The sequence below is a fragment of the Ahrensia marina genome, from assembly GCF_001293565.1.
GTDB classification, from domain to species: domain Bacteria; phylum Pseudomonadota; class Alphaproteobacteria; order Rhizobiales; family Rhizobiaceae; genus Ahrensia; species Ahrensia marina.
On record NZ_JXMU01000002.1, the window covers coordinates 156,945 to 169,552 of the forward strand.

General features: G+C 48.7%; 9 protein-coding genes. 2 read left to right on the forward strand and 7 right to left on the reverse strand.

The genetic code is table 11. From position 1 onward, the window contains the following. Window positions 1-18: 18 nt before the first annotated feature. Window positions 19-474 (reverse strand): Lrp/AsnC family transcriptional regulator, encoded by a 456-nt coding sequence (locus SU32_RS02250; protein WP_053997822.1) that lies wholly within the window; start codon window positions 472-474, stop codon window positions 19-21. Between the two features lie 129 nt (window positions 475-603). Between SU32_RS02250 and putA the strand changes: the two genes are divergently transcribed. Beyond that, a complete protein-coding gene (gene putA / locus SU32_RS02255) occupies window positions 604-4,077 on the forward strand; it encodes a bifunctional proline dehydrogenase/L-glutamate gamma-semialdehyde dehydrogenase PutA (RefSeq protein WP_053997702.1) in 3,474 nt (1,157 codons plus the stop codon). A 36-nt stretch (window positions 4,078-4,113) separates the two neighbouring features. Here the strand turns inward: putA and SU32_RS02260 are convergent, their stop codons facing one another. The 4 genes from SU32_RS02260 to SU32_RS02275 are packed head-to-tail and all read right to left on the reverse strand — an operon-like array spanning window position 4,114 to window position 8,911. Further along, window positions 4,114-5,562: a mannitol dehydrogenase family protein gene (locus SU32_RS02260; protein WP_053997703.1), complete on the reverse strand. Its 1,449-nt coding sequence runs from the start codon at window positions 5,560-5,562 to the stop codon at window positions 4,114-4,116. After that, entirely contained in the window at window positions 5,559-6,788 is a 1,230-nt protein-coding gene (gene uxuA, locus SU32_RS02265) for a mannonate dehydratase (protein ID WP_053997704.1), read from the reverse strand. The genes SU32_RS02260 and uxuA overlap by 4 nt, the downstream gene beginning before the upstream one ends. A gap of 34 nt (window positions 6,789-6,822) precedes the next feature. Further along, window positions 6,823-8,223, reverse strand: a complete 1,401-nt coding sequence (uxaC, locus tag SU32_RS02270) for a glucuronate isomerase (protein WP_053997705.1) — start codon at window positions 8,221-8,223, stop codon at window positions 6,823-6,825. Beyond that, the gene (locus SU32_RS02275; protein ID WP_053997706.1) at window positions 8,213-8,911 is read right to left on the reverse strand and encodes a GntR family transcriptional regulator; all 699 of its coding nucleotides are present in this window, start codon (window positions 8,909-8,911) and stop codon (window positions 8,213-8,215) included. The genes uxaC and SU32_RS02275 overlap by 11 nt, the downstream gene beginning before the upstream one ends. A 209-nt stretch (window positions 8,912-9,120) precedes the next feature. Between SU32_RS02275 and chrA the strand changes: the two genes are divergently transcribed. After that, complete coding sequence (gene chrA, locus SU32_RS02280; protein WP_053997707.1) at window positions 9,121-10,413, forward strand: chromate efflux transporter; 1,293 nt, start codon at window positions 9,121-9,123, stop codon at window positions 10,411-10,413. A 9-nt stretch (window positions 10,414-10,422) separates the two neighbouring features. Here the strand turns inward: chrA and SU32_RS02285 are convergent, their stop codons facing one another. Together SU32_RS02285 and SU32_RS02290 are read right to left on the reverse strand one after the other, a co-directional pair. Then, window positions 10,423-11,205: a beta-keto acid cleavage family enzyme gene (locus SU32_RS02285; protein WP_245625474.1), complete on the reverse strand. Its 783-nt coding sequence runs from the start codon at window positions 11,203-11,205 to the stop codon at window positions 10,423-10,425. A 1-nt stretch (window position 11,206) separates the two neighbouring features. Then, entirely contained in the window at window positions 11,207-12,529 is a 1,323-nt protein-coding gene (locus tag SU32_RS02290; protein ID WP_053997824.1) for an aspartate aminotransferase family protein, read from the reverse strand. Window positions 12,530-12,608: the final 79 nt, after the last annotated feature.

Here is a 12,608-nt window from a genome sequence, read left to right on the forward strand (position 1 = left end):
ACGCTTTGCGAGCCAGCTTCAAAGGTCGTCTTTAACGGCTTCCATGGAAACATGCGTTGATGTGCTGCTTACATATGGCAGCGATGAGATAACCTCGCCAAGAATTTCCCGATAGGAAACAATATTGGTCGTGCGCACCTTAAGCAGGTAGTCAAAACCGCCGGCAATGAGGTGGCACATTTCAATCTCAGGAATTTTACGAATTGCATCATTAAATGCTTTAAGTGCTTTAGGGGTTGTGTCATTCATCTTGACCTCAATGAATGTCACGTGCCCCAGCCCCATTTTAGTAGGATCCAATACAGCACGGTACCCGGCTATATAGCCTTCATCCTGCAATTTCTTGATACGCATCTGGCATGGTGTTTTGGAAAGGCCGACTTTTTCTGATAGTTGGGTAACGGAAATCCGGCCGTCTGATTGCAAAATACGTAAAATCTTACGGTCAATTTGGTCTAATTCACTGAATTTCATGTTTTTTAAATTCAAATTTCATTTCAACTGCGTAAACAATAGAGAAATAACCTTCAAATAACAATAATTAAGTGAAATCGCCTAAGTTGGCTTTGCTATTGTGCGCCATTGCCATAATGGATTGATGCCATGTTAAAACTCGAAGATCTCCGCACCATAATTCGTCACAATCATATGCGTGATGAATTCGAGATTATAAATGAGCTGCTTGCTAGTGCCGAAATTAGTGATGATTTTCGCCAGCGCACTGAAACACTCGGTGCGAAACTGGTTGAAGAAATTCGCAGCGAGCGCAAGCCGAGCTTGATGGAGGTGTTCCTTGCGGAATACGGTTTGTCCACTGACGAGGGCATTGCACTTATGTGTCTGGCTGAAGCTTTGCTCCGTGTGCCGGACAGCGAGACAATTGACGATCTGATCGAGGATAAAATTGCGCCTTCCGAATGGGGTGCACATTTGGGCAAATCAAGTTCGCCACTTGTCAATGCTTCCACCTGGGCGCTTATGCTCACTGGTAAAGTCTTGCGTGAAGATGAGAATAAAAAAAACAGCATGGCGTCCGTGCTGCGATCAGCGGTTCGCCGCGTGGGCGAACCTGTAATACGCACAGCCGTCTCGCGGGCAATGAAAGAACTTGGCACGCAATTTGTCTTGGGTGAGACAATAGAGACGGCCGTCTCGCGTGGACGTAAAAGGCAAGCCCAAGGCTATACATTTTCTTATGATATGCTTGGCGAAGCTGCGTTAACGGCAGCTGACGCAGAAGATTACTTCGATGCTTATGCAGATGCTATTTCCAAGCTTGCAAAAGAGTGCACATCAGATGATATCCGGCAAAATCCGGGCATATCGATTAAATTATCCGCTTTGTATGAACGCTACGAGGTGGCACAGCGTGACCGTGTGATGACGGACTTGGTGGGACGCACGCTAACTTTGGCAAAACAGGCTCGCGATGCGGGGATGGGTTTGAACATCGATGCCGAAGAAGCTGATCGTCTGGATTTATCTCTTGATGTTATTGAGGCTGTTTTAAGTGATGATGCATTGGCCGGATGGGATGGCTTCGGTGTTGTTGTTCAGGCCTATGGCAAGCGCGCATCTTATGTCCTTGATTGGTTATATGCGCTTGCGGAAAAACTCGATCGCAAAATTATGGTGCGTCTGGTTAAAGGCGCTTACTGGGACACAGAAATCAAACGTGTTCAGGTAGAAGGGTTGGAAGGGTTTCCGGTTTTTACGCAGAAATCGGCAACGGATGTTTGTTACATTTGCTGCGCGCAAAAACTGCTTGGTATGACGGATCGTATCTATCCGCAATTTGCCACGCATAATGCGCACTCGGTTGCGGCAATCATGGAGATGGATGCAGCACCGGACGTTTTTGAATTTCAGCGCCTGCACGGCATGGGCGAGTCCCTGCATGATCTTATCATCAGCAAAAACAAATACCGTTGTAGAATTTATGCGCCTGTCGGCGCGCATGAAGACCTGCTTGCTTATCTCGTTCGCCGTCTTTTAGAGAATGGCGCCAATAGCTCATTCGTCAATCAAATTGTTGATGAAAACGTTCCGGCAAAAACCGTAGCTGCCGATCCGTTTTCAAAGATCAAGCCGGAACTGGAAACGGTTTGCCATCCCGATGACCTTTACGGCGATGAGCGGCGTAATTCGCGCGGCTTTAATGTGCGCAACACAGACGACCTTGAGCTGATTGAAAAAGCACGCGGACCATTTAAAAACCATCAATGGAACTTGAAGCCATTGCTCGTGGCCAAAGAATCCTCTGGTGAAGTTGTCACCGTTAAAAACCCGTCATTGCCGCATGACATCGTTGGGACAGTTCAATTTTGCACGGCCGGAGATGTGGAAAAAGCTATTGCCAACGCGGCCGTTTGGAATGCGTCACCGCAAGAACGTGCCGCGGTTTTAAGTAAGGCATCCGATCTGTATGAAGCGCACTTTGGTGAATTGTTCGCAATGCTCGCGCGTGAAGCGGGCAAGACAGCATTGGACGCGATTGCCGAGCTGCGTGAAGCGGTCGACTTTCTGCGCTATTATGCGGCGCGTGCAATGGAACTTAAAAATCCGCCACGCGGAACAATCACTTGTATTTCGCCCTGGAATTTCCCACTGGCTATTTTTACCGGACAGTTGAGCGCCGCATTGGCCGCAGGAAACGCCGTTTTGGCCAAGCCCGCTGAAGCAACAAGTTTAATCGCGGTAAGAGCAACGCAGCTCTTACATGAAGCAGGTGTCCCAGCATCAGCGCTGCAATTATTGCCGGGAGAAGGCAAGACAATTGGAGCCATGCTGACCGGTAGCGAAAAGATCAATGGCGTGTGCTTTACCGGCTCAACAGCAACGGCTCAATCAATCAATCGCAACATGGCTGAAAAGGTCTCTCCATCAGCACCGCTTATTGCTGAAACAGGCGGTTTGAATGCGATGATTGTTGACAGTACTGCTCTACCGGAACAAGCCATAAGAGATATTGTCGCTTCCGCATTCCAATCCGCAGGGCAGCGTTGCTCGGCATTGCGCGTTCTTTATTTGCAGGATGATATTGCAGATAGCTTCTTGAAAATGCTTTACGGCACCATGGACGCTCAGGTTGTTGGTGATCCTTGGGAGTTCAAAGCCGATCTGGGGCCGGTGATTGATAAAAAAGCCAAGAATACCATCGAAGACCATATTGAAACTGCACGCAGTGAAGGCCGGTTGCTGAAACAAATCACGCGCCCCGATACAGGAACATTTGTCGCGCCAACTGTATTGTCACTTTCATCGATTTTGGATTTAAAGCAGGAGATTTTTGGACCCGTTCTTCATGTCGTGAAGTTTCACGCCAGTGAACTTGACCAGGTGCTTCGCGATATTAATGCGACAGGCTATGGTCTGACGTGCGGCCTGCATAGCCGTATTGATGACCGCGTCGAATATGTGACGCAGCGCCTGAATATTGGAAACATGTATGTAAACCGTAACCAGATTGGTGCTGTGGTCGGAACGCAGCCATTTGGCGGTGAGGGCTTGTCCGGTACAGGTCCAAAAGCTGGTGGCCCTTATTATGTGCCGCGCTTTGCAATGGCGGATGTAATGACATTGTCTGCAGCACAAGGGCAGGCGGTAGATATAAGTAAGGTTCAGGCGCTTCTTGATGGTGCAAAAGTCAATGGTCAAAGCCTGAAATCATTAAATCTGCCGGGGCCGACCGGAGAATCGAATATTCTTTCCGTCTATGGCCGCGGAAAAGTGTTGTGCCTTGGTCCGACACGTGAAGCAGCGCTCATTCAAAAGAAAATTGCTGAAGACAATGGCTGTGCTGCTATCTGCATTGCGCCAGATCTTGATAGCGATGAAGGACTGAATGGAGTTCTAGAAGCCTCAGCACTGGCAGCGCTGAGTGGATTTGATGCTGTGGTAAGCTTTGCAGATGAAAACACTTTGCGGGCTTATCGCAAAGCGCTCGCCGAACGCGACGGTGCAATATTACCGCTGATAAACGAGCAGAACTTTGCTGACCGGATTCATCTGGAGCGCCATATCTGTATCGACACAACAGCGGCCGGAGGCAATGCGAGCCTTCTCGCGTCTGTATAAGCCACGCATAAAACCAGACACGTTAGGGTAGATGTTCTATCCTAACGGGTGCTGCTTTAAAATCGAGGTGAATTGCGTTTCTAATTCTGCGATCCAGACGTCACTTTCTTGTAACTCTGAAGGAAGCAATCTAGGCAAATTGATGAATGCAGAGCAAATATCATTCACGTTGCCATTACCTGATTTGAATGCTGATTGTAGCTCATCCTGTCTTGGATCGCGTAGGTCATAGGTTTTTCCGGTGCCGGTAATGCCGGCGCAATACCGTATCCACGCCGCCGTTGCATATGCAAAGGGCTTGATATCCAGCCCATCTTTCAGGTTTTCAACTGCAGGTTCAAATATGCGCTGCGGCATCTTTTGCGACCCGTCCATCGCAATTTGATAGGTCTCATGGGCAATGTTCGGATTTTCAAACCGTTCAATTAATTGTTTGCCGTATTCCTCAAAAACAATGCCGCTTAATGGTGTGAGCGTCTTGCTTGCAGCGCCGATATGCTTCTCTACCAGATCATATATTTGCGGGTCTGCCATAGCGTCACGCACATATTTATGACCGGCAAGAAATCCAGTATATGCAATCAGTGAGTGAGTGCCATTGAGCATTCTTAATTTCATACGCTCATACGGAGCGACATCGTCGACAAACAGGACGCCCGCGTCTTCCCATTTTGGCCGTCCGTCGCAAAAATTGTCTTCAACAACCCATTGTGAAAACGGTTCGGTTTCAACTGCGGCAGCATCTTTTTGCCCCAGGATTGTCTCAACCTCGCTTAAAAGCTCTGGCGTTACAGATGGTGTAATCCGGTCAACCATTGCGCTTGGAAACGTGCCATGGACTTCGATCCATTCAGCCAGTGCAGGGTCGGTGCGTCGTGCAAAATCAAGAACACCACTTCGCACGATTTCTCCATTCTTAGGCAAATTATCGCAGCATAGAACGGTATAGGGTTTTAAGCCCGCATCTTTGCGTAAAGCGAGACCTTTAACGATCATACCAATGATTCCAATCGGGTTCGAAGGATCTTTTAAATCACGAGCGATACTTGGGTGCGATATATCAACACCGCCTGTGTTGCGATCAACACCATAAGCCTTTTCAGTGACAGTCATTGTAACGATACGGGTTTGCGGGTTTGTCAGAGTCTGGAAAATCTTATCCGTATTACGCACAGCGGCTTCCACCGCAGCAATGCTACCGATCAGGCGCAAAGTTAATTGCTGTTCGTCGCCGTCGCGCACAGCTAGTGAATAGATGCCATCCTGTGCATTCAGCGTATCAGCACCGCGCGTACTTTGAAGGCTGACACCCAGAATACGCCAATTGCCGCCATGTTTTTTGAGAACATCATCGGTGTAGACCGCTTGGTGTGCGCGGTGAAATGCACCCACGCCAAAATGGACAATACCGATGCCATGCTTTTCGCGGTCATAACCGACACTCTGAACAGTCTTAGGCGGCGTAAATGAAGCGTCGATGCTCATAACTGTTTCACCGAAATGTTGCCTGATTTGACAGCTTCTAGAGCCGAAATGACACCGCGGAGCTCGGCTAGCCCCTTAAGCCGTCCAATTGCCGGATAGCCTGGCTGCGCATTACGATTGAGATCATCAAGAATATCTTGGCCGTGATCGGGCCGGAAAGGTATGTTCCAGTCTTTACGCCCAGCCTTTTTACGCCGTTCTTCTTCATTAAGAACGGCATTGATGAGAGCAACCATATCTGTATTGCCTGCCAAATGCTCGCCTTCATAAAACGAGCCGGGCGTCTGCTGCTTATCAAGAACCACATTGCGTAAATGCAGGAAGTGAACGCGGTGGCCAAGACGTTCCATCATGCTTGGCAAATCATTGTTCTTGTTTGCGCCCAGCGACCCGGAGCACAAGGTTATACCGTTTGATGGACTGTCCACCGCCTCTATCAATTGGCGGTAGTCCTCTTCTGTTGACATGATGCGCGGTAGGCCAAGCAAAGAGAACGGCGGATCATCAGGATGGCAGCAAAGCCGTATTCCTAATTGCTCGGCTGTTGGGATAATTTCTTCCAGAAAGGCATAATGATGCTTTTTAAAGCGGGCTTCATCAATCCCGCCATATCCATCCAATAATTGCCGCAGATCGTTGAGGGACAGCTTTTGATTGGCACCTGGAAGACCGGCAACAAGATTGTTGGTAAGTTGGACCTGTGCGGCATCATCCATTTTGGAAAATCGTTCAGCGGCAATTTGGATTACAGCGCTATCGTAGCTTTCTTCGGCACCTTTGCGCGCGAGAATGTGAATATCGAAAGCAGCAAAATCGATATAGTCAAAACGCATACAGCGCGCACCGTTGGGTAACGGCCAACTCAAATCAGTGCGTGTCCAGTCCAATATAGGCATGAAATTATAGCAGACTGTTTCAATGCCTGCTGCCGCGAGGTTTTTCAGGCTTTGCTTGTAATTGTCGATATGGTTTCGCCAATCATTGTCCTGCTTTTTAATATCTTCTGAAATAGGCAGGCTTTCGACAACGTCCCATGTCAAATTGGAGGGTTGGCCATTTTTACGGGTAGCGACCAATTGTTGCCGCTTTTCAATTTCACTGCACGACCACACTTCACCATTATCTATGTGGTGAAGAGCGGTAACAACACCATGCGCTCCTGCCTGCTCTATCTCATCAATGGCAACACTATCGTGTGTGCCAAACCAACGCCATGTCTGCTTCATGTTCAGTCTCTTTTTGTTGCAACGCCAGTCGTTGTCAAAGTTTGTAGGCCTGTTTTGCTAACCGGTAAGTAAGATCAACTGCGATCTCATGTGCTTCTTCTTCTGCCAGCAAATGCTCTGTGACCTGTTTGGCTAAAAAGGCGCAGTCGATCCGCCGCGCAACATCGTGCCGGGCAGGAATGGACGGGAATGCGCGTGTATCATCGTTAAAGCCTGCTGTGTTATAAAAGCCCGCAGTTTCAGTCATCATCTCTCTGTAGCGCATCATACCGGCAGGGCTGTCGTGGAACCACCACGCCGGGCCAAGCTTAAGGCTTGGATAGACACCGGCAAGCGGTGCGAGTTCACGGCTATATGTTGTCTCATCCAACGTAAAAAGAATAAGCGAGAGGCGTTTATCCATGCCGTATTTGTTCAAGAGGGGATGTAAAGCATCGACAAAATTTACAGCTTTGGGAATATCAAAACCTTTGTCACGGCCGAATGTCTCAAATATCGATTGATTGTGATTTCTGACCGAGCCGGGATGCAGTTGCATGACTAACCCGTCTTCGACGCTCATTCCTGCCATTTCTGTTAGCATTTGCGCGCGGAACAATTCCTTCTCGGCTGCATCGGTATCACCTGCCAGAACCTTGGCATAAAGTGCTTCACATTCCGCAGGTGAGAAATCGGCAGTTCTCGCTGAGGGATGTCCATGGTCGGTTGCCGTTGCACCCATGGATTTAAAGTAAGCCCGTCTTTCACGGTGGGCATTTAAATATCCTTGCCACGTCGATACATCTTCATTGGTAAGCGCGCCCATCTTTTCGATGTTGCTCAATAAATCCGGATGGTCCGGATCAATTGCGGCATCGGGGCGATAGGTTGGTACAACCCGTCCTTGCCAATCACTTTCACGAATAGCTTTATGGGCAGCAAGGTCGTCAGTACATGCGTCTGTTGTGGATAGAACCTCAATATTAAAACGGTCAAAAAGCGCGCGTGGTTTAAAAGATTGTTCTGCGAGGCAAGAGCTAATTGTGTCATAAACACTGTCAGCATTTTGCGCAGATAATGGTTCGGTTACGCCGAAAAGAAACTCCAATGTATAATCGAACCAAAGCCGTGATGGCGTGCCGCGAAACAGATAATAGTTCTCAGCAAATAATCGCCAGATTGCTCGTCCGTCAGTTTGCTTAGCGCTGCCGGTATGATCAGGAACGCCAAGACTCTCAAGGCTGATACCCTGCGAGACCAGCATTCTCAACACATAGTGGTCAGGGACAATGAGAAGTTGTGCCGGATCAGCAAAATTTTCATTCTTGGAAAACCACAAAGGTTCGGTGTGACCATGCGGGCAAATAAGCGGTAGCTTTTCCACCTCTGTAAACAAGCGCCTTGCAACGCTCCGCGTGTCAGCGTCGGCGGGGAATAAACGATCCTCATGTAGCATTTTTTACGGCCTCAAAAGCTGAGTTGATATGTTGACTGACAAGTTCTTGCGCAAGCTCGGCATCTTTGAGTTTGAGCGCTTCGATAATTTTAAGATGCTCTTCAAATGCCTTGTTGATCCGCAAAGGTAGGTCTGCCGTCAAACGGATACGCGCCCGGTCCGTATGGGCCTTGACCGATTGTGCCAAGCGCCAGGCAGACGGGATGCCAGCCAGCTTTGCGAGCAATTGATGAAACTCTTCATCATATTTGAAAAAATCGATGTGGTTCTTTTGTGAAACCGCCACCTTCTGAAGTGCAACCAATGGTTCCAAAACGCTTAGGTCATTGTCATTGGCGCAGATTATTTTGACGACTTCACGCTCCAGCGCCCGCCTGATTATGATGCCTTCTGTGACCCGTGCGTCATCAATATCCGAGACAATTGTGCCAACCTTGGAGATGGTCTTGATGAGACCGTCATGCATGAGCTTCTGATAAGCTTCACGCATAGGCGTGCGGCTCACACCTAGGCAACCACAAACGTCTTGCTCGTTTATTGCCAGACCGGGTTTCAAATTATCCAGAATGATATTCAGCCTGACAATGTCATAAATCTGCGAGCCTATAGAGCGCGTACGGTCAATCATACTTGGTGACAGCACACTTGCAATTTCTATTGCCGGTTCGTTTTCTGACGATTTTATCATGACAATTAGTCAACAGGCCTGTTGGGGTCTTGGAGTATATCCTATACTGTATCTTCTAGTATACATGAACACAAGACGGCGTTTGCAGATAGTGCCCAGCTTTTAATGTTTGAATTAGTGCGGGCTTTTTATAGTGTCATTTGTTTTACACAAAGCACCGCGATACACCCTGAAAGACCATTAGCAGTCTTATAAAAAAGGTCCTTCACGTGACAGTCTCAAACGACTTGGAATTTCCACATCCCAGTTTGGCGCAGGCAACGCGCATCTGGTGGAAAATTGGTGTTCTTTCGTTTGGAGGACCGGCAGCCCAAATCGCGCTCATCCATAAAGAGATTGTAGAGGAAAATAACTGGCTGTCAGAGCAGCAGTTTCTCAATGCATTGAGCTTTTGCATGCTTTTGCCAGGCCCAGAAGCGACGCAAATAGCAGCATATGCCGGATGGCGGCTTCATGGCGTGTTGGGTGGATTGATCGCCGGCCTTTTATTTGTTCTGCCCGGAGCCGCAATCATTATGGCGCTGGCGTGGATTTATAGCGTCTACGGTAATGTACCGCTGGTCGCAGCATTGTTCTATGGCATCAAAGCCGCAGTGCTTGTCATCGTCGTGCAGGCTCTATTCAGAGTGGCGAAGAAAGCCCTGTCGCAAAACATACACTGGATTATCGCAGGCTTGGCATTTGTCGGCATTTTCTTCCTGTCGATCCCGTTTCCGTTCATCATATTGGCGGCGGGTTTTACAGGATGGATATTGGGTGTGAAACAAGCATCAGATGTTGCACCGTCGATACCCAATATCTCTGTAAAGCAAACCACAAAGACGGTCTTGTTGTGGTTGGGCATATGGCTTTCGCCGCTGTTTGCTTTGGCCCTGTTGGGCGCGCCTGATCTGCTTATTGATATAGGCCGTTTCTTTACAACGCTTGCGGTTGTGACATTCGGCGGTGCCTATGCTGTTTTGGCGTATATGGCGCAGGATGTCGTCGTTCAGTTTGGCTGGCTGACAGCCGGTGAAATGATCGACGCATTGGGTTTGGCAGAAACGACGCCGGGCCCACTCATTCTTGTTACGCAATTTGTCGGATTTTTAGCTGGTTATAAAGACGCAGGATTAATGATGGCGCTCGCCGCGTCACTGCTCACATTGTGGGTGACTTTTGTACCTTGCTTTCTTTGGATATTTGCTGGAGCCCCTTACATAGAGTGGATTACGGAACAGCCGCGACTGCGCGGCGCGTTGCAGGCGATTACTGCGGCCGTTGTTGGCGTTATTCTAAACCTGTCTATCTGGTTCGCTCTGCATGTGCTTTTCGGCAAGGTAGAAAAGAAGCAGTTGGGTTTTCTAACGCTATGGATACCGGACGTTTCATCAATACAATGGTTGGCGATTGGCTTATTTATGCTGAGCACATATCTCACATTCCGATGGCGTTTTGATATGTTCAAAATTCTGGCAATAACAGCATTATTGGGAGCGGGCGGGAAATTTATTTTGTCCTGATCTGCTCATTCAACGCTCGTCAGGTGTTCCGCGTTCTGTGAGAAATTCTTTGATGCGTGCCGCGTTGTCTTCTGCAATAGAACCGTTTTTATGCCAGATTGAATTCTCAAACCCGATGCGCACTTTACCGCCAAGATTATAGGCGTGGCACGAACAATCGGTTTCGCCTTTACCAAAAGCGCAAACAGCCCAATCAGCTTGCCATTGATTGCCGGATAGCCAACTCATAAATGGCGTCAGGTCTTCTGGCTGGCTTTGCTGGTTTTTTGTGTAACGGCCAAGTACAAAAAGCATTTGCTGATGCTTTTCAGTAAATTCTGTGATGCCGAGCCGGTTATCCATTAAGGCCAGATCATCGGGTCCATAAAGTATATGCTGAACAGCAATATTTTCGTCATGGCACCAGCGGTAAAAATTCAAAGCGTCTTTGACATTTCCATCTAAAAACATTTCTGCGATAGAAACGGAGACCGATTTTGGCCGGACATCCTTCACCAGTTGGCGTTGTTCTTGCGCAGAATATTTGCCTACGGCCTCTGTGGTAATTTGCAACTGCATGGCAGGCACCGCAATTTCGAGTTCGCGCAGGACTTCGCGGTAAATACCAGCGTCGAGAATATGGCCGCCTTTGGCATCGCGGACATGAATATGAATACCATCAGCACCAGCGAGATTGCAGGCGCGCGCTGTTGATACAATTTCACTGATGGTAATGGGAAGCGCTGGATGATCTTCCTTTGTACGGCGTGCGCCATTCGGTGCCACCATTAATTCGGGAAGGGCATTTTGCATCTCAGCTTAGGCCGCGTTCAATCGCTATAGACAATTTGTCCGTGATCTCATCAATGTGGGAATCGTCAAGAATAAATGGCGGTGCCAGCAAGATATGATCGCCATGAACACCGTCGACTGTGCCACCCATCGGATAACAAAATAGACCGGCATCCATGGCGGCGTTCTTGATCTTCTTGTGCACCGCGCGTTCAGGCGAAAAAGGTCTTTTACTTTCCCTGTCTTCGACAATTTCCAGTCCACGAAACAGGCCGCGCCCTCTAATATTGCCTACATGAGGGTGCTGTGAAAATGTCGAACGCAATGCGGTGTTCAATTTCTCACCCATTTGGGCACATCGCTCAACAAGCTGGTGGTCGACAAGCTTGTTAACGACTGTAAGCGAAGCGGCGCATGCGGTGGGATGCCCAATATAGGTGTGACCGTGCTGGAAAAAGCCGGAACCGTTTTCAATAGTGCTGTAAATTTCTGCGGTACAAAGCATGGCTCCAATCGGTTGATACCCGGCGCCAAGTCCTTTCGCGATCGTTACAATGTCGGGGCCGATGCCTTCCTGCTCGCTGGCAAACATTGTTCCTGTGCGGCCCATGCCGCACATCACTTCATCAAGTATCAACAATATTCCGTACTGATCACAAATTTCTCTGATGCGTTTAAAGTAACCTTCGACCGGTGGTACGGCGCCCAGTGTTGCACCAACAACCGGTTCAGCAACAAACGCAATCACGTTTTCAGCACCAAGCCGCAAAATTTCGGTTTCCAGTTCATTGGCAGCGCGCAGCGCATATTCCGAAAGCGTTTCGTCATCTTTGCGTTCCCGATAGTCGAAACAAGGCGCGATATGGCTGGTCTCAATCATCAGGGGAGAGAAGGGCGCACGCCGCCATTCATTACCGCCGGTAGCAAGGGCCGCCAGCGTATTGCCATGATAGCTTTGCCTGCGAGCAATGAAGTATTTTCTCTTGGTTTCACCTTTCTCCCAAAAATATTGCCGCGCCAGTTTCAACGCAGATTCGACGGCTTCCGAGCCACCGGACACGAAGTAGACGCGGTCAATATTAGGCGGAGCAAGACCGATGAGCTTATCGGCTAATTCTTCGGCAGGTTGAGATGTTAAAAAACTGGTGTGCGCATAAGCGGCCGTATCAAGCTGCGCTTTGATTGCATCGATAACGTCGCGATCACCGTGCCCGAGACAGGAGACAGCCGCGCCACCGGAACCATCAAAATACTGCTTGCCGTTTTTATCATACAGATAAACTCCTTCGCCGTGTGAGACGGTAGGTAGATTGGCTTTGGTATGGCGCGGGAAAACGTGGCTCATGATTTTGATTCCGGTCAATCAGAATTGCGCAGCGAATGAAACATATGATTCATTGATTGACAACAACTGATTCAAGTGT